The sequence below is a fragment of the Gammaproteobacteria bacterium genome (assembly GCA_036383255.1).
Classification (GTDB): Bacteria; Pseudomonadota; Gammaproteobacteria; order Natronospirales; family REEB76; genus DASUBN01.
The window spans coordinates 389834-407250 of record DASVOS010000004.1 but is presented as its reverse complement, the minus strand read 5'-3'; the positions used below and the strand labels follow the sequence as shown (position 1 = coordinate 407250).

General features: G+C 68.1%; 13 protein-coding genes. 6 read left to right on the top strand and 7 right to left on the bottom strand.

Going from position 1 to position 17417, the window contains the following annotated elements; genetic code table 11:
• Positions 1-12: 12 nt before the first annotated feature.
• Both VF651_02930 and VF651_02925 read right to left on the bottom strand, forming a co-directional pair.
• Positions 13-504, bottom strand: a complete 492-nt coding sequence (locus tag VF651_02930) for a hypothetical protein (protein ID HEX7964650.1) — start codon at positions 502-504, stop codon at positions 13-15.
• An 82-nt stretch (positions 505-586) separates the two neighbouring features.
• On the bottom strand, positions 587-1249 hold the full coding sequence (locus VF651_02925) for a cation/multidrug efflux pump (protein ID HEX7964649.1): 663 nt from the start codon (positions 1247-1249) through the stop codon (positions 587-589).
• A 69-nt stretch (positions 1250-1318) separates the two neighbouring features.
• On the opposite strand from VF651_02925, the gene VF651_02920 reads away from it, so the two are divergent.
• Positions 1319-1735: a hypothetical protein gene (locus VF651_02920; protein HEX7964648.1), complete on the top strand. Its 417-nt coding sequence runs from the start codon at positions 1319-1321 to the stop codon at positions 1733-1735.
• The gene (polA, locus tag VF651_02915) at positions 1732-4497 is read left to right on the top strand and encodes a DNA polymerase I (protein HEX7964647.1); all 2766 of its coding nucleotides are present in this window, start codon (positions 1732-1734) and stop codon (positions 4495-4497) included. The genes VF651_02920 and polA overlap by 4 nt, the downstream gene beginning before the upstream one ends.
• Before the next feature lie 328 nt (positions 4498-4825).
• On the opposite strand, the gene yihA is transcribed toward polA, so the two are convergent.
• The gene (gene yihA, locus VF651_02910; protein ID HEX7964646.1) at positions 4826-5428 is read right to left on the bottom strand and encodes a ribosome biogenesis GTP-binding protein YihA/YsxC; all 603 of its coding nucleotides are present in this window, start codon (positions 5426-5428) and stop codon (positions 4826-4828) included.
• 105 nt (positions 5429-5533) lie between these two features.
• On the opposite strand from yihA, the gene VF651_02905 reads away from it, so the two are divergent.
• The 3 genes from VF651_02905 to VF651_02895 are packed head-to-tail and all read left to right on the top strand — an operon-like array spanning position 5534 to position 7530.
• On the top strand, positions 5534-6160 hold the full coding sequence (locus VF651_02905) for a c-type cytochrome (protein ID HEX7964645.1): 627 nt from the start codon (positions 5534-5536) through the stop codon (positions 6158-6160).
• Positions 6161-6215: 55 nt separating this feature from the next.
• Complete coding sequence (locus VF651_02900) at positions 6216-6866, top strand: thiol:disulfide interchange protein DsbA/DsbL (protein ID HEX7964644.1); 651 nt, start codon at positions 6216-6218, stop codon at positions 6864-6866.
• A 16-nt stretch (positions 6867-6882) separates the two neighbouring features.
• On the top strand, positions 6883-7530 hold the full coding sequence (locus VF651_02895) for a thiol:disulfide interchange protein DsbA/DsbL (protein ID HEX7964643.1): 648 nt from the start codon (positions 6883-6885) through the stop codon (positions 7528-7530).
• A gap of 194 nt (positions 7531-7724) precedes the next feature.
• Here VF651_02895 and VF651_02890 read toward each other — a convergent pair whose 3' ends face one another.
• Together VF651_02890 and VF651_02885 are read right to left on the bottom strand one after the other, a co-directional pair.
• On the bottom strand, positions 7725-9788 hold the full coding sequence (locus VF651_02890) for a TonB-dependent receptor (GenBank protein ID HEX7964642.1): 2064 nt from the start codon (positions 9786-9788) through the stop codon (positions 7725-7727).
• Between the two features lie 2 nt (positions 9789-9790).
• Positions 9791-11722, bottom strand: a complete 1932-nt coding sequence (locus tag VF651_02885) for a pyrroloquinoline quinone-dependent dehydrogenase (GenBank protein HEX7964641.1) — start codon at positions 11720-11722, stop codon at positions 9791-9793.
• 162 nt (positions 11723-11884) lie between these two features.
• On the opposite strand from VF651_02885, the gene VF651_02880 reads away from it, so the two are divergent.
• Positions 11885-13141: a hypothetical protein gene (locus VF651_02880; protein ID HEX7964640.1), complete on the top strand. Its 1257-nt coding sequence runs from the start codon at positions 11885-11887 to the stop codon at positions 13139-13141.
• 214 nt (positions 13142-13355) lie between these two features.
• Here VF651_02880 and VF651_02875 read toward each other — a convergent pair whose 3' ends face one another.
• Together VF651_02875 and VF651_02870 are read right to left on the bottom strand one after the other, a co-directional pair.
• The gene (locus VF651_02875; protein ID HEX7964639.1) at positions 13356-14216 is read right to left on the bottom strand and encodes a LytTR family DNA-binding domain-containing protein; all 861 of its coding nucleotides are present in this window, start codon (positions 14214-14216) and stop codon (positions 13356-13358) included.
• 46 nt (positions 14217-14262) lie between these two features.
• Positions 14263-17379 carry a hypothetical protein gene (locus VF651_02870; GenBank protein HEX7964638.1) on the bottom strand — a complete coding sequence of 1039 codons (3117 nt, stop codon included), beginning with the start codon at positions 17377-17379 and terminating at the stop codon, positions 14263-14265.
• Positions 17380-17417 lie beyond the last annotated feature (38 nt).

Here is a 17417-nt window from a genome sequence, read left to right as displayed (position 1 = left end):
GCGCTGCCGAATCTAGCGGCGGCCGAGGCGCGAAAAGAACCGGCTCAGGCGGGACTCGTGCTGGTTCTGGGGCCGGCCGTCCAGGCTCACGGCGGCACCCGGCCGGGTTCGGGAGCCCGTGGTGTCGTCCTCGTCGCAAGGCTCGAAGTACACCACCACCGGCGGATGCTTGGCATCGTAGGTGGGGTTGCCGGGCCGGTGCTCGAGCATGGCTTCCACGCTGGTCTCACTGTCCTCGGCGATACGCGCCGCCTCTTCCGCCGAGATCATGTTGAGGTCCAGCGTGATGACGCGGCCGGTGGAGCGGAACTGCTTCACCGCCGTCACCTCGACCAACCGCTCCCGCTGCTGGCGGCCGTAGGCGGTCCGCTCGTCGTAGACATAGAGCCGGTCACCGGCCTCCACGCCGGCACCGAATGGACAGAACAGGCAGGTGGACGTGCCGATGTCGTGCACATGGCTAGGCAGCATGTCCGGCGTCTCAGAACCCCTGATGAGCCCCATCTCGACCTCCACTCTTGACCGGTCCCGCAACCGGATTATGTCTTATAAATTATATAACATAATGTGGAAGCTTTGCAAGGGGCTACCAGTGCTTGAGGGCCTCTTCTGCCGCGGGGTTGCTGGGCCTGGCAAGGAGGCCCGTGGGGCTCAGGGAGACGCTGTACCGGGCTCCATCGGCCATGGGCAGGTAAGTGGCACTGCCATAGGTGGCATCCACCCAGGGCAGCCAGCGTCCATGGCCCTTGGCCAGGCGCCAGAGGTCCAGGCCCGTGTCCGCCGAGAGCTCCAGGACGCTGTGGTAGTCATGGCTCTCCTGACCGGCGTTGCGATAGCGGCCTTCCAGCCGTTCCAGCCGGTACAGGGGATCCAGGCCCAGCACCGTGGCGGCGCCTTTCCACTTCAGCACCCGCGCGTCCAGCTGCCAGTCGTCGCCGCGCAGCTCGGCGGTGGTGATGCGGCCGGAGGCATCCGTGAGGGTGGCGCGGTAGGACTGGTTGCCGAGCGCGGCGAAGCTCAAGGTCGCCACCGGCTGTTCGTAGGTAAGGCGCAGGTATGCGCGCAGCCCGAGCGCCGCGGAGGAGACGAACGCGAAGAAGAACAGGAACACGAGGCCGAACAAGAGCCGCCCGCTGCCGGCGCCGAAGCGCCCGTGCAGGAGGTGCTTGCAGCCGCCGAAGAACAGCAGCAGGCCGAGCAGACCCACCAGCAAGGTCACAAGGCCGAAGCCCCACAACGCGAGATGCATGTCTCACCTCCCCATCGCTGCGCGACACTCTAGCACCGCCGCCCCGGCCGCACCGTTTATACTGGCCGGATGCCGCCCCGCTCCGTATCCCCGTCCCGCCTGCTGGCGCTGCTGCCGCTGCTGTCGCTGGCCGGCTGCGGCCAGATCGGCCCGCTGTTCCTCAGGATGCCGACGGTGGCCTTCCCCAGCACCCTGCCGCCGCCGGTGCTGCGCCCCCGCGACCTCCTGCTGGCGGACTGCATATATGAGGACGAGCGCCGCCAGACCGCCACCGGCATGCCGCTGAACCTCTTGCTCCTGCCGCCGCCGGGCAGCACCCGTGCGCCCGCGGTCTCCGCGGCACCCATGGAGACCGCCGACGCGGACGGCGTGCCGCAACTCACGCCCGCCCCTTGCGTGCTACAGCCGCCGGTGACGCTGCCGGGCGCGGTGCTTGCGCCGCTGCCTGCGCCTGCCGCCGCCACCCAGGGTCCGGCCCAGCCATGAACAAGCGCGAGAAACCGCCGCTGGTGCTGGTGGACGGCTCCTCCTACCTCTACCGCGCGTTCTACGCCCTGCCGCCGTTCACCTCGCCTTCGGGCGAACCCACCGGCGCGATCTATGGCGTGGCGAACATGCTGAAGCGGATGATGCAGGAGCACACGCCGGAGCACACCGCGGTGGTGTTCGACGCCAGCGGCAAGACCTTCCGCGACGACCTGTTCGAGCAGTACAAGGCGAACCGCCCGCCCATGCCGGACGACCTGCGCGCGCAGGTGGACCCCCTCAACGAGCTGGTGGAGGCCTTGGGCTTCCCGCTGCTCAAGGTGAAGGGCGTGGAGGCGGACGACGTGATCGGCACGCTCGCCAAGCGCGGCCTGGAGCAGGGGCTCACGGTGCTGATCTCCACCGGCGACAAAGACATGGCGCAGCTGGTGGACGACGAGGGGCGCATCACGCTCATAAACACCATGACCGAGACGCGCCTCGACCGCGAGGGCGTGAAGGAGAAGTTCGACGTCTGGCCCGAGCAGATCGTGGACTACCTGGCGCTGGTGGGCGACAGCTCCGACAATATCCCGGGCGTGCCGGGCATCGGACCCAAGACCGCGGCGCCGCTACTCACCTATTTCGGCAGCCTCGAAGAGATGTACAAGCGTTTGGGCGAGGTGGCGCAGGTGCCGGTGCGCGGCGCCAAGACCCTCGCGCCCAAGCTCGAGCAGCACAGGGACGCGGCGCTGCTCTCGCGCCAGCTCGCCACCATCCGCTGCGACGTGGAGTTGCCGCTGGGACCGAAGGAGCTCGCCATGCGCGCCCCGGACCAGGCGCGGCTGCGCGAGCTCTATACCCGCTTCGGGTTCAAGAGCTGGCTGCGGGCGCTGGACGAGGGCGGCGAGGAACCGCACCGCGAGAAGGACGTGGCGCCCCCGCCGGCGCCGCCCACCCGCCCGGCGCCGCCGCCCGGCGTGCACACGGCGGTGCTGGACGAAGCCAGCTTCGACGAGTGGATGAAGAAGCTCGAGGCCGCCGAGCTCTTCGCCTTCGACACCGAGACCACCAGCCTCGAGTACATGCAGGCCGAGATCGTGGGCGTGTCCTTCGCGGTGAAGGCCTGCGAGGGCGCCTACGTTCCCTTGGCGCACCGCTACGCCGACGCTCCCGTCCAGCTCGACCGGGACAAGGTGCTGAAACGCCTGAAGCCGCTGCTGGAAGACCCGAAGAAGCAGAAGCTCGGCCACCACATCAAGTACGACGCCCACGTGTTGGCGAACTACGGCATCCACATGCAGGGCATGCGCTACGACTCCATGCTGGAGTCCTACGTGCTGGACAGCGTGGCGAGCCGCCACGACATGGACTCCCTCGCCGAGAAGTACCTGGACTACAAGACCATCCACTACGAGGACGTGGCCGGCAAGGGCGCCAAGCAGATCGGCTTCGACCAGGTGCGCATCGAGGACGCCGCAAAGTACTCGGCCGAGGATGCGGACGTGACGCTGCGCCTGCACCAGGCGATCTGGCCGAAGCTGCGCTCGGTGCCGGCGCTGCGCAAGGTGTTCGACGAGATCGAGATGCCCCTGGTGCCGGTGCTCCTGGAGATGGAGCACTGCGGCGTGCTCATCGACACCGCCATGCTCAAGGCCCAGAGCGCGGAGATCACCCAGAAGCTGGCCGGGCTGCAGGAGAAGGCCCAGAAACTCGCCGGCGGTCCCTTCAACCTGGACTCGCCCAAGCAGCTGCAGGCGATCCTGTTCGAGAAGATGGAGATCCCGGTGGTGCGCAAGACCGCCAGCGGCCAGCCCTCCACGGCGGAGGACGTGCTGGAGGAGCTCGCCGAGGAGCACGAGCTGCCGAAGGTGATCCTGGAGTACCGCTCCCTGAACAAGCTCAAGTCCACCTACACCGACAAGCTGCCGGAGCAGGTGGACGCCAAGACCGGCCGCGTGCACACCTCCTACCACCAGGCGGTGGCGGCCACGGGGCGCCTGTCTTCCACCGACCCGAACCTGCAGAACATCCCCGTGCGCACCGAGGAGGGCCGGCGCATCCGCCAGGCCTTCGTCGCGCCCAAGGGCCACGTGCTGGTGGCGGCGGATTACTCGCAGATCGAGCTGCGCATCATGGCGCACCTCTCGGGCGACGCCGGCCTGCTCAAGGCCTTCGAGCAGGGCATGGACATCCATCGCGCCACCGCCGCCGAGGTGTTCGGCTTCAAGCCCAAGGAGGTGAGCGACGAGCGGCGCCGCGCCGCCAAGGCCATCAACTTCGGCCTCATCTACGGTATGTCCGCGTTCGGCCTCGCCAAGCAGCTCGGCATCGGCCGCGGCGAGGCGCAGGAGTATGTGGACCTCTACTTCAAGCGCTATCCCGGCGTGAAGCAGTTCATGGACCAGACCCGCCTGCTCGCCCGCGAGCAGGGCTACGTGGAGACGGTGTTCGGCCGGCGCCTGTACCTGCCGGACATCAAGTCCAAGAACCAGCAGGTGCGCCAGTATGCCGAACGCGCCGCAGTGAATGCGCCCATGCAGGGCACCGCGGCGGACGTGATCAAGCGCGCCATGATCTCCGTGCACGCATGGCTCAAGCAGAGCGGCGTGAAGGCGCGCATGGTCATGCAGGTGCACGACGAGCTGGTGTTCGAGGTGGAGCAGGGCGCGCTGACGGTGATCGAGAAGGAGATCCCGGTGCTCATGTCCGGTGCCGCCAAGCTGAAGGTGCCGCTCACGGTCGATGTGGGTGTCGGCTCCAACTGGCAGGAAGCCCACTGACCCTCTTTCCGCGCGCTTCTCGCCTCGGAAATCCCTCGACCAATCTGGTTAATTTCCCCTCAATTTCGCCTGTGGATATCCTGTGACATTAAATTAATCAATTGGATAATTAACTGATTTATGTCACTGGAGCCCAGCAGTTACAGGGGGATACAAAATTTTTGTTGCGTGGATGGAACGAAAATCCCCGCTCGCGGGTCTTATAGCTTGAGCGTCGCAACGGCGTTCAACCCGCCCCGTCTCCCATGGGCGGGCCCTACAGCCGGTCTCCCCAAGCCGGATGTAGCTCCTGATAACCCCGGCGCTTTTCCCCCTTTTGGCGCCGGGGTTATTTTTTCTCCGTCTCTCCCGTGAGCCACGCCGCCAGGAGCTTCTGCGCCTCCTCGACCCCTTCGCCCGAGTGGGCCGAGAAGAGCTGGGCCGTACCCCAACCGCGCAGGCCCTTGCGGGTGTCGGCGAGGGTCTTGGCGGCGGCACCGCGGCCGAGCTTGTCCGCCTTCGAGAGAAGCACATGCACCGGGAGGCTGAGGTCCCCGGCGAAGCCCAGCATCTGCCGGTCGAACTCCGTGAGGGGATGGCGGATGTCCATCACCAGGATCAGGCCGGCCAGGCTCTGGCGTGCGTTGAGGTAGTCCTCGACCATGGCGCCCCACTTGAGGCGCTCCGCCTCCGGCACCTTGGCGTAGCCGTAACCCGGCAGGTCCACGAAGCGCATGCCGCCCTCGAGGCCGAACAGGTTGATGAGCCGGGTGCGCCCGGGAGTCTTGCTGACCCGGGCCAGGCCCGACACGCCGCTGATGGCGTTCAAGGCACTGGACTTGCCGGCGTTGGAGCGCCCCGCGAAGGCGACCTCGCGGCCCGTGTCGGCGGGCAGGCCTGCCAGGGCGGCGGCGCTCAGCAGGAAACGCATGTGGCGGAAGTCCAGGCGCATGGCAGCCCTTGGCGGGTGGGGGCCCTAGTGTAAAATCCAGGGCTCCTGAACGGGCGGTTTCCCCGCCCGAAAATCGCATCCCGAACAGCCCAAGGAACCGCGCCCATGAAGAAGCTGCTGACGATCGCCCTGCTCCTGGCCGCCACCGGCGTGGCCCTCGAAGTCCAGGCAGACGGCGATGCCGCCGCCGGCAAGGGCAAGGCCACGGTCTGCGGCGCCTGCCATGGCATGGACGGCAACAGCGCGAGCCCGCAGTTCCCCAAGCTCGCCGGCCAGAACGCGAGCTACATCCAGGCGCAGCTCGGGGACTTCAAGTCCGGCAAGCGCCAGAACCCCATCATGTCGCCCCAGGCCCAGAAGCTCAGCGACCAGGACATGCAGGACCTGGCCGCCTACTTCTCCAGCCAGACCCGCAACGTGGGCGAGGCCGAGGCCGGCCAGGTGAAGCAGGGTGAGTCCCTCTACCGCAACGGCAACAAGGCCGAGAACGTGCCGGCCTGTTCCGCCTGCCACAGCCCGGATGGTTCCGGTAACGCGCTCATGAAGGTCCCCGCCCTGGGCGGCCAGCACGGCGCCTATGTGGTGGCCCAGCTGCAAGCCTACGCTGCCGGCAGCCGCACCACCGACCCAAACAAGATGATGGAGACCATCGCCGCGCGGCTCACCCCCGCCGAGATGCAGGCGGTGGCCAGCTACATCGAGGGCCTGCACGGCGCCACGCCGCAGCACTGACGGTCCACCAGGCCGGGCGCTCCGCGTTATGTACTCCTGAGGCACCGAGGTCGGCATGAGATCCATCGCATTCCTGGCATCCCTGTTGCTGCTGGTCGCGGGCTCCGCCCAAGCCGACACTTATAAGCAGGGTGTGAACTACCAGACGGTGCTGCCAGCGCAGCCCACCTCCGTGAACCCCGGCCAGATCGAGGTGCTGGACTTCTTCTGGTACGGCTGCCCGCACTGCAATGCGCTGGAGCCGTACCTCGAGTCCTGGGAGCGCAGCAAGCCCGCGGACGTGGTGCTGAAGCGCGTGCCGGCGGTCCTGCAGCCGGACTGGGAACCGGCCGCCCGCGCCTACTACACCGCCGAGGCGCTCGGCATCCTCGCCAAGTCCCACAAGGCCACCTTCGACGAGATCCACCAGGCCAAGGACGTGATGCAGACGGAGGCGGATTTCGAGCGCTTCTTCGTCAAGCAGTTCGGCGTGGACCCGAAGAAGTTCGAGGCCACCTGGAGCTCGCCGGCGCTGGATGCCAAGATCGCCCAGGCCAACGTGCTGGCGGACCGCTACGGCCTGTTCCAGTTCGGCGTGCCGACCCTGGTGGTGAACGGCAAGTGGCTCACCGGCGGCGACTTCGGCGTACCCTATTCCCAGATCATGCTGGTGGTGAACCAGCTCGTGACCCAAGAGCAGGCGGCCATGCCCGCTGCTGCGAAATAACCCGAGGACCTGACAGATGAAGAAGTGGCTGCTGCTCCCCATCCTGATGCTCGCCTCCGCGGCGGCTTCCGCCGACATGACCTCGTTCACGGAAGGCGTGAACTACGTGGCCGTGAACCCGCCCCAGTCCACCGACGTGAAGCCCGGCCAGGTGGAGGTCATCGAGTTCTACTGGTACGGCTGCCCGCACTGCTTCGCCCTCGAGCCCTTCGTGGAGCTGTGGGAGAAGCGCAAGCCCAAGGATGTGGTGTTCAAGCGCGTGCCCGCCGCCATGAAGGGCTCCGAGTTCTACGTGGACGCCCAGGCCGCCTTCACCGCCGACGTGCTCGGCGTGGGCGAGAAGATCCGTGAGCCGTTCTTCAACGCCATCCATCTGGACAACCAGGGCGAGTTGCGCGACGACAAGGACGCCATCAAGGCCTTCTTCGGCAAATACGGCGTGAAGCCCGCGGACTTCGACGGCGCCTGGGATTCCTTCGGCGTGCAGTCGCGCATCGCCCAGTCCCAGCAGCTCGGCAACCGTTACGACGTGCAGGGCGTGCCGACCGTGATCGTGAACGGCAAGTGGAAGACCGGTGCCGGCTACGGCATGGGTTCCGCCGACATCATGAAATGCGTGGAGTTCCTGATCGCCAAGGAACGGGCTGCCGGCGGCAAGCACTAAGCTGACGGTAATCTTGAGATGCAAGACGGGGCCGCGAGGCCCCGTTTCATTTCATCTCTCTAGAAAATCATCTTAAAGCGTCGCGAGCGAAGGCAGGGCTAGGCGAGCAGAGGGAGCGTACTCTTGGTGTACGTGACCGATTGCGAGTCGAGCGCAACAACGCCCTGCCGAGCGCAGCAGCTTTAAGATGATTTTTACCAGGCCTTCTCGATCCCCGCGAAGAGCTGCCGCCCATCACCCGGGAAGTAGCGGTAATTGCCGAAGGAGAAGTCGGCGCGTTCCGCGTAGGCGGTGTCGGCGGCATTGAGGATGCGCAACGCCAGCGTCCAGCCGCCGCTTAAGGCATGGCGGGCGTACAGGTTCAGGAGGTCATGGCCGCCATAGCGGTGGCTGTCGGACTCATCCAGCCAATAGCCGCCCACGTGCTGGTACTCCGCCTCCAGGGTGGTGGCCTCCTGCGGCTGCCAGCGCAGGCGCAGCGAGCCCAGGCTCCGTGGCGCGTACTTCATGTCGTCACCATCCTGCACGCTGTTGCCTTGGGCCAGCGCCGCGGTGAAGGCATAGCTGTGCACCGCGTAGCTGCCGTCCAGGAGCAGCGTCCACCGCTGCGCGAGTGCGTAGGAGAGCGCGAACTCCACCCCGCGGTGCCGGGTGCGGCCGTCGCTGACGTTGAAGCCGTTCGCGTCGCGGAAGATGAAGTGCCGCTTCAGCATGTAGTAGGTGTCCGCGTCCCAGCCGAAGTCGCCGGCCTTGCCGCGCCAGCCCAGCTCATAGTCGTCCAGGGTCTCGGAGTTGAGGTCTGCCACATCCTGCTGGGACTGCAGCGAGTAGAGTTCCGCCGCCTGGGGCGCCCGCGCGCCGCGGCCGAGCTTGAAGTAGGCGCTCTGGGAGTCCGAGGCGAGCCAGGTGATCCCCGCTTTCGGCAGCAGGTTCACGAACTCGTCGCTGCGGTCCGCCGGGCGGTTGAAGAGGCAGGGCCCCAGCGCGCAGGGCGTGCCATCCGCCTGGGTGTCGCCGGCCGGCAGGAAGTTCACGTAGCTGTAGCGCACGCCCTCGGCCCTCAGGCCGCCATCCAGTATCCAGCGCGGCGCCAGGGTGTAGCGCAGGTCGGCATAGGCCGCGAGGGTGCGGCTGTCCACCGCGTAGTCGTAGTGCAGGCCCTGGGGCCGGCTCGCATTCTGCTCCGGCGTGCCGGTGGTGAGGGCCGTGGGCTGGAACTCCTGCAGGCTGCCGTGCACGTACTCGCCGTCCAGGCCGTAGAGCGCTTCCACTGAATCCGACGGCCGGGTGCGCAGCATCAGCTGCCAGCCCAGGCTGTTCTGGGCGTTGTCCTCCACCGGCGTGCCGGGGATGAAGTGCTGCACGAAGGCCTGGGTGTTGCGCCGTGCATAGGGGGTGAAGTCGAGCTCGGTGCCGCCGCCCAGGTCCCGCTGCCAGCGCTGGGCCAGCAGCAGGCTGCGGGCATCGCGGTAGGCGCCGGGCGTGGGATTGGACTCGCGCAGCGCATCGTCCTTGTAGGCATCCGGTCCGTAGATGTAGCCCGCCGTGTCCTGGTTGAGGTTGGTGAATGCGAACAGCGTCTCGGCGCTCAAGTCCCCTTCGGCATGGTCGTAGCGCATGTCCAGCTTCTGCTGGTCGAAGCCGGCGTCGGCGCGGAAGCCTCCGTCGTGGGCCGCGTTCGCGCTGAGCCGCCAGCCGCGCGCGCCGTCCCAGGCGCCGACGCTGCTCTCGGCGCGCGCGTAGCCGTGGCTGCCGAGCTCGAGGCCCGCGCTGTCTTGAGGCTCGCTGTCCGGCGCGCGGGTGAGCACGTTCACGATGCCGTGCAGGGCGTCGCTGCCGTAGAGCACCGACCCCGGGCCGCGGATCACCTCCACCGCGGCCGCCTGCTCGAGATCAAGCTCGAACAGCGCGTTCACGTTGCAGAAACCGGCGGGCTGGATCGGGATGCCGTCCTCCAGCAGCAGGAACGCGCCGCAGGCGCCCTGCCCCGTGAATAGCGGCGAGCGCAGGCTCATGAGGCTCTCCTGGCCGCCGCCGGCCGTGACCCAGGCGCCAGGCACCAGGCTGAACACCTGCGCCGGATGGGTCTCGCTCTTGAGCGCGAGGCTGGTCTCGTCCAGGCGCGTGGTGTTGTCGGCGAGCGTCCTGAGCGGTACCGGCGCGCGGGTGTCGGTGACGGTCACCTGCCCGAGCTCGATGACATCATCGGCGAAGGCAGTCGCTGGCAGCAGCACGAGATAAAGGAGAAGGTGACGCATGCTCATCTAGGGAGAGCATAAGCGACAAGATAGTCGCCACGGGTCGAATCGCCCTTATATCCACCCGCGGCGATGACTACATATTGGCGCCCATCCACGGAATATGTCATGGGCGTGGCCTGGCCGCCGGCCGGCAGCTTCACTTCCCACAGTAGCTTGCCGGTCTCGGTATCGAAAGCGCGGAAGCGATCATCCGTCAGGGTCGCGCCGATGAAGATCAAGCCGGAAGCGGTGACGATGGGTCCGCCGAGGACCGGGACGCCGAGGTTCATGTGGATGCCCGGGGTATCGCCCAGCGGGATCCTCCACTTGATGGTGCCGCGCTGCATGTCCACGCCGGTGAGCGTGCCCCAGGGGGGTCGCACGCAGGGGATGCCCAGGCCCGACTTGAAGGCGGTGCGGCGCATGCCGTACGGCGTGCCGCGCTGGCGCGCGAACTCCCAGTGCTCGTACTGCGGATCGTCCGACTGCGCTTCCAGCTGGTCCCGAGGCACCAGCGCCACCACGAACGGCAGGTCCATGGTGTCGGCCACGGCGATCTGGCGCTTCGGGTCGAACGCGATGCCGCCCCAGTTGGAGCCGCCGGCATTGCCGGGGCGCATGAGGGAATCCCTGGTGGAAGGCGGCTGGAAGATGCCCTCTGAGCGGTACTGCTCGATGCGCTTCCTGCAGCCGCGCTTGTCGAAGTACGCGACGCCGAAGGCCTCTTCCGGCTTCACCGGGTCCTGGCGCACCAACGGCGGCGGCGCGGCGGGGAAGGGCTGCGTCGGCGAGGGCCGCTCGCCCGGCACCGCGTCCTGCGGGACGGGCTTCTCCACGATGGGGAACAGGGGCGCGCCGGTGGCGCGGTCGAAGGTGTAGAGGAAACCGGTCTTGGTGGCCTGGATCAGCGCATCCACGTGCCGGCCGTCGTGCACCAGGTCCACCAGCGTGGGCTGCGAAGCCACGTCGTAGTCCCACATGTCGTGGTGCACCAGCTGCCGGCCCCAGACGAGCTTGCCGGTGGCGGCATCCAGCGCCACCACCGAGTTCGCCCAGCGGTTGTCGCCGGGACGCTCGCCGCCGAAGAAGTCCGGGCTCGCGGAGCCCGTGGGCACGAACACTAGGTGCCTGCCCAAGTCCACCGAGAGCGGCGCCCAGGCGTTGGCCGCGCTGGCGGTCTTCACGCTCCCGGCGTCCCACTCCTTGAACACGGGATTCGAGGGGTCCCGCGGGATCGGATCCCAGCTCCAGAGCAGCTTGCCGTTGCGCGCATCGAAGGCGCGCACGACGCCGAGCTCCTCCACGACGGCGCGGTTGTCGCCGATGGACGAACCCACCACCACCTTGCCGTCGATGATCGCCGGCGGCGAGGTGACGAGATAATCCCGCCACTCGTCGCCTTCCTCGAATTGTGACCGCACATCCTTGAGCAAGTTGACCGCGCCGCCCTCGCCGAAACCCTCGCAGGGCTTGCCGTCCCCCGCGTCCAGGGCCAGCAGGCGGCCATCCAGGGTCGGTGCATAGATGCGCGCGTGGCAGGGAGCGGAGGCGGAGCTCGCCTCGTCCACCCACAGGGACACGCCGCGGGACACGCCGTCGGAGTAGTGCAGGTCCTTGCGCGCCTCGCTCGAGTGCTTCCAGCGCAACGTGCCGGTGGCGGCATCCACCGCCACCACGTCGGTGCTGGAGGTGGTGAGATAGAGGACGCCGTCATGGAGGATGGGCGTGGCCTCGAAGGCCGAACGCTTCCAGTCCTTCACGCCCTCCCCCAGCTCGCCGGTGCGGAAGATCCAGGCCACCCTCAGCTCTTCCACATTGGCGGGGGTGATCTCAGCCAGGGGCGAGTAGCGGCTGCCGCCGGCATCGCCGCCATAGGCGGGCCAGCCCGCATCCGGCGCCGCCACGGCGGTGCCCAGCATCAGCGTCCCAAAGAAGATGAATATCCCGCGCATGTCCCCGCTCCGTGCCATGGATGGGCTCACTCTAGCGCTGAACCCGCGGATTGCCACGGCGGATGGGACGAGCGGCGCTGCCCTGGGACGAGCGGCGGCAGGCCGGGGCCGGGAACCAAGCGCCGGCCCGGCGGTCAAGCGGATATCACTCCGGAGATGCCCATGCGCAGCTTCTATATAGCCCTGCTGCTGACCTTCGCTTCCAGCGCATCCGCCGACGTCCAGCTGGCGGACCTGAAGGCGCAGCTGCAGAAGGCCGCCGACGGACAGGACTATGTCTCGCTGGAGGCGGCCGCGGCAAAGATCCTGGAGCTTCGTCCCGGCTACCCGCGTGCCGAATACCTGCAGGCGCTGGCACGGGCCCGGCGCGGCGACACCGCCGGCGCGCTGGCCGGCCTGGACGAGCTAGCGGCCCAGGGCATCCACATCGACCTCGGCAAGCCGGAGTTCGCCGAACTCGCCAAGGCGCCGGGATATCCGGCCCTGACGCAGCGCTTCGCCGCGCTGCTGCAGCCGGTGGGCCGCGTGACGCCGGCGTTCCGCCTCGCCGAACCGGACTTCATCCCCGAGGGCCTGGCGCACGACCCGGGGAGCGGCGACTTCTTCGTGGCGAGCGTGCACCTGCGCAAGATCGTACGGGTGCATGCCGGCAAGGAGATGCCGTTCGCGGACCGCCGTGCCGGCCTGTGGAGCGTGTTGGGCATCGCCGTGGATCCCGCCCGCGGCGTGCTGTGGGCCGTGAGCGATGCCCTGCCCCAGATGCAGGACTATGACCCCAAACTGGACGGCAAGACCGAGCTGCTGCGCTTCGACTTGGGTACCGGGAAGCTGCTCGCACGCTATGCGCCGCCGGACACGGCGGCGCATGCCTTCGGCGACCTCTGCGTGGTCCCGGACGGCGGCGTCTACGTGTCCGATGCGTTCGGCGGGGTGTTCTGGCTGGCGCCCGGAGCGGAAGCGCTTCAACGGCTCACACCGGCGGGCGCCTTGGATTCCGCCCAAGGTCTCGCGCTGTCGGCCGACGGCCGCCATCTCTACATCTCGGATTACCCGAACGGCCTCTATGCCTATGAGCTCCCGGCGCACCGGCTGCTGAGGCTGCGCATGCCCGAGCATGTCTCGCCCTACTACGTGGACGGGCTGAAGCTCCATGCCGGTTCTCTCATCGCCAGCCAGAACGGCGCCGAGCCGCAGCGGTTGGTAAGTCTCAAGCTCAGCCAGGACGGCCTGGCGGTGACCGGCGCGGACGTCTTGGAGGCTTCCGATCCGCGGGTGCCGGAACCGACGCTGTTCGTGGTGGTGGACGGCGAGCTTTACCTGGTGGCGAATGCCCAGTGGAGCCGCTTCGACGACAAGGGCCAACTGGCTCCGATGGACAAGCTGGAGGCACCGCTGATCCTGAAAATATCCTTACCATAAGTCTGTGCAAGGACTACGCTGAAAGCGTCGCGAGCGAAGGGCGCGGCGCATGCGCCGCGCGGGCGTACATGGATGTACGCACTGGACCATGAGCGAAGCAGGAAGCGTAGCGAATGGGGCTAGGCGCGCGAGGCGAGCAGGAGGGAGTGCACTCTGATGCGCATGACCGACTGCGAGCCGAAGCGCAACAACGCCCCGCCGAGCGCAGCAGCTTTCAGTGAAAGAGGTGGCTGAGGCGGCTGCGATATCTGCGGCTGAAGTTCACGAAGCTGCCGTCCTTCAACAGGATGCGGTAGTCGCCGTGATCCCAGGGCTGGATCTCGCGGATGCGGTCGATGTTCACGATGTGGCCCCGATGCACCCGCGCGAAGCGCCTGCCGTCCAGCCGCTTCTCCAGCGCCGCCAGGGATTCGCGCAGCGGGTACACGCTGCCCTGCACATGGAGGCTCACGTAGTTGCCGTCCGCCTCGATGCGGTCCACGTCCGCCAGGTTCACGATGAACTCGCGGTTCAACTTGCGCACCACCAGCCGCTCCAGGGGTGCCTCCACCGGATCCGCGCCGTCACCGACGGGGGCAGGACGCCGGCTGTCCAGCCACAAACCGTATATATGGAAGGCCGCGAGGCCACCGACGGTGATCCAGTAGGCCAGGAAGTCCTTGCGGTACTCGTACTGCCAGTTGGGCCACCAGGCGCCGAAGTCGTAGTTGTCGCCCATCAGGCGGTACACCAGCTTGCGTAGCCCCACCATCCCGGCCACGTGCAGGAGGGAGAACGGCACGGTGCTCATGAGGTGCACCGGCAGGTCGCGCATCCAGCTGGCGCGGCTCAGGGGGAAGCGCCGCACCCACCAGGCCATGGGGAGGACGAGCAGCCACAGCACGAGGCAGCTCGTGGTCTCCCAGGTGAACGGCCGCCAGAACTCGAGCGGGATCCCGTCGCGGGCGTGGTCTGCGATCTGGGTGTAGGTGCCGGAGACGGCGAAGCCCGCCAGCAGCAAGGCGAAGAACGCCAGCTGCATCACGGCGATGCGGCGCACAGTGGCGGGCGTGAGTTCCTGGAGGCTCTCGTTCACGCGGGAATGATAGCCGGTCCGCCGCATGCGGCGAACCGGCCGTACCTCAGTCGCCGTGCTTGCCCAGCTCGTCCATCCCCGCCGCCTTGAGCTCCACGTTCAGCCCCGGCACCCGCTCCGCCTTGAGCTTGTGCCAGGCGGCGATGGCGGCGGCGGCCTTGGCCTGCTGCAGCGCGAAGCCCTTGAGCGCGTCCGGCGTGGGCGCGCCGTCGGCGTTCTCCACCGCCGGCTGCAGCGCGTCCATGGCGCCCGCCACGTAGGAGAGGCTGCCGAGCTTCTCCGGCGCCGCGCCCGGCTGGCCGTAGCCCGGCGGCACCGCGTGCAGCTCGGTCTCGGCGGTGATCTGGCCCTCGAAGGCCTTGAGGTGCTTGGCGAGTTCAGGCGGTGCCTTGGGCGCGAGGGCCGCGAGCTGTTTCAGCATGCCGCTCACTTCCGCTGTCACGCCGGCGAGCTTGGCCCGTTCCGCCTGCACCTTGAACGCGAGCGCCTGCTGGCGCGCGAGGTCGGCGGGCTTCGCCTTCACCCGCGGGTCGTTCACCACCTGGAGCGTGCGCGTCCGGCTCTTGCCGTCCACCGTGAGCTTCACGGTGTAGCTGCCGGGCAGCACCCATACGCCGTTCGCGTCGGCGCCGCCCAGCGCCTCCGGTGCGAGGTGACGCAGGTCCCACACGAAACGGTGCATGCCGGCCTTCGCCGGGAGCGGCGTGGGTGCCGGGAACCAGTCCGGCGTGGCGCCGATGCTGGCGAGGTCCGGCGCTGCGTGCTTGTCGGTGCTGGAGAAGTGCCGCACCGGCTTGCCCTTGGCGTCCAGGATATCCAGCGTCACCTCCTGCGCGTCTGCCGCGAGCCAGTAGTCCAGGAGCGCGCCGTTGGGCGGGTTCGCGGCCTGGGGCTCATCGCGGTGCATGGGCGTGCCGGTGAAGGCCGCGAGGTGCATGCGCACCGCGGTGCCGGGCTTGAACAGCTCCACCGCCGCGAGCTTGTCGAGCTGGCGCAGGGCGGAGATGCCGTCCAACACCCAGAACGCGCGGCCATGGGTCGCGATCACGAGGTCGTCGCTCCACTGGTCGTGGTGCACGTCCAGGTCGCGGACCGAGGTCACGGGCAGGTTCATCTGCAGCGGCTGCCAGCGGCCGCCGTCGTCGAAGGACACGTACACGCCGAGCTCGGTGCCGGCGTACAGCAGGCCGGGCTTCAGCGGGTCCTCACGCACGGCATTCACGAAGCTGCCGTCCGGGATGCCGTCGGTGATCAGCGTCCAGGTCTTGCCGCCGTCGTGGGTGCGGTAGATGTAGGGCTTGTAGTCGTCCACCCGGTGGCGGTCCACCGCCGCGTAGGCGGTGCCGGCGGAGAAGTGCCCGGCCTCGAGGATGCCGACCTTGGACCAAGGGATGAGCGCCTCGGGCGTGACGTCGGTCCAGTGCTTGCCGTCGTCGCGCGTGCGCCAGATGAGGCCGTCGTCGGTGCCGGCCCAGATGTCCGAGGCGGAGAAGCGCGAGGGCGCGATCGCGTAGATCACGCCGCGCCGCTCGCCCACGGTGGCGGTGTTGGCGGCGGACACCTTGTCCAGGCTCGGCGGCACCGTGAGGGTCTTGCGCGTGAGGTCGGGGCTCAAGAGGTCCCAGTGCTTGCCGCCGTCGCGGGTGCGGAACAGGTGCTGGTTGCCGAAGTACAGCGCCTTCTTGTCCTTGGGCGAGAACGTGAGCGGCAGCGTCCATTCGCTGCGGTAGATGTCCGGGTAGGCGAGCGTCGGGTCCACGTTCGCGGTCTGCTCGCTCTTCTGGTCGAGCCGGTCCACGGCGCCGCCGTATACGACGTCCGGGTCTTCCGGGTCCGGCGCGATGTTGCCGCTCTCGCCACCGGCGGTGACCTCGTGGAACTGGCGCATGTTGATGCCATCGGTGCCGTCGCTGGTGCGGCTCGGCACCGCGGCGGCGCCCGAATCCTGCTGCGCGCCGTACACCCAGTACGGGAAGCGCGTGTCGGTGGTGACGTGGTAGAACTGCCCGGTGGGCTGGTTGTACCAGCTGGTCCAGGTCGCGCCGCCGTTCTGGCTGATGATGGCGCCCTGGTCCACGCCCGAGATCATGCGCTTGCCGTCATCCGGATCTATCCACAGCGTGTGGAAGTCGTCGCCGGTCGGGTCGCCGAGGAACGGCTGGAAGGTCTTGCCGCCGTCAGTGGACCTGTACATGGCGGTGTCGGAGACGTACACCACGTCCGGGTCCTTCGGGTCCACGCTCACGCCGCCGAAGTACCAGCCGCGGGTCCAGATGCGCTTGTCGGAGGACACCAGCGTGAAGTGGTCGCCGGCGTCGTCGGAGCGGTACAGGCCGCCGTCCTTGGCGTCCGCCAGCGCGTACAGCACGTTCGGGCTGGAGGGCGCGGTGGCGAGGCCGACGCGGCCCAGGCCCTCGCGCAGCATGCCGTGGCCGGTGATCTCCACCCAGGTGTCGCCGCCGTCGCTGGACTTGTAGACGCCGGAGCCGGGCCCGTTGGAAGCGGGATACACGTTCCAGGGCGGGCGGCGCGTCTGCCACAGCGAGGCATAGACGGTCTTCGCGTCGGCACCGAACGCGAGGTCGATGGCGCCGGTGTCGGCATCCTTATAGAGCACCTTGATCCAGGTCTGGCCGCCGTCGCGGCTGCGGAACACGCCGCGCATGGTGTTGGGACCGTAAGCGTGGCCGAGCACCGCCACGAACAGCACGTTCGCGTTGGACGGGTCCACCAGGATCTCGCCGATCTGGTGCGAGTCGTCGAGGCCGATGTGGCTCCAGGTCTTGCCGCCGTCCACCGACTTGTACATGCCGTTGCCGTAGGCGATGTCGGAGCGCATGTCCGCCTCGCCGCTTCCCACGTAGATCACCTTCGGGTCCGAGGGCGCCACCGCGAGCGCGCCGATGGAACCCACCGGCATGGCATCGAAGATCGGCTGCCAGGTGCGGCCGGTGTCGGTGGTCTCCCACACGCCGCCGTCCACCGAGCCGAAGTAATAATGCTTGGGGTCGCCGCGCACGCCCGACACCGCGAGCACGCGCCCGCCCCGGAACGGCCCGATCAACCGCCACGTGAGCCCGCCGAGGAGCGCCGGATCCGGCGCTGCGGCCTGGGCCGAGAGAGTGGCGAGGAGGAAAGACAGGGCGGCGAGGCGCAGCTTCATCGGGATCTCCCTGGAGACGACGGACGCACTCTAATGAC

Excerpts from the sequence above, each read along its gene's own strand:
- VF651_02900 (HEX7964644.1), top strand. The coding sequence starts at position 6,216 with ATGAGATCCATCGCATTCCTGGCATCCCTGTTGCTGCTGGTCGCGGGC.
- VF651_02930 (HEX7964650.1), bottom strand. The coding sequence starts at position 504 with ATGGGGCTCATCAGGGGTTCTGAGACGCCGGACATGCTGCCTAGCCAT.
- polA (HEX7964647.1), top strand. The coding sequence starts at position 1,732 with ATGAACAAGCGCGAGAAACCGCCGCTGGTGCTGGTGGACGGCTCCTCC.
- VF651_02885 (HEX7964641.1), bottom strand. The coding sequence starts at position 11,722 with ATGCGCGGGATATTCATCTTCTTTGGGACGCTGATGCTGGGCACCGCC.
- VF651_02890 (HEX7964642.1), bottom strand. The coding sequence starts at position 9,788 with ATGCGTCACCTTCTCCTTTATCTCGTGCTGCTGCCAGCGACTGCCTTC.
- VF651_02895 (HEX7964643.1), top strand. The coding sequence starts at position 6,883 with ATGAAGAAGTGGCTGCTGCTCCCCATCCTGATGCTCGCCTCCGCGGCG.
- yihA (HEX7964646.1), bottom strand. The coding sequence starts at position 5,428 with ATGCGCCTGGACTTCCGCCACATGCGTTTCCTGCTGAGCGCCGCCGCC.
- VF651_02870 (HEX7964638.1), bottom strand. The coding sequence starts at position 17,379 with ATGAAGCTGCGCCTCGCCGCCCTGTCTTTCCTCCTCGCCACTCTCTCG.
- VF651_02880 (HEX7964640.1), top strand. The coding sequence starts at position 11,885 with ATGCGCAGCTTCTATATAGCCCTGCTGCTGACCTTCGCTTCCAGCGCA.
- VF651_02905 (HEX7964645.1), top strand. The coding sequence starts at position 5,534 with ATGAAGAAGCTGCTGACGATCGCCCTGCTCCTGGCCGCCACCGGCGTG.
- VF651_02925 (HEX7964649.1), bottom strand. The coding sequence starts at position 1,249 with ATGCATCTCGCGTTGTGGGGCTTCGGCCTTGTGACCTTGCTGGTGGGT.
- VF651_02920 (HEX7964648.1), top strand. The coding sequence starts at position 1,319 with ATGCCGCCCCGCTCCGTATCCCCGTCCCGCCTGCTGGCGCTGCTGCCG.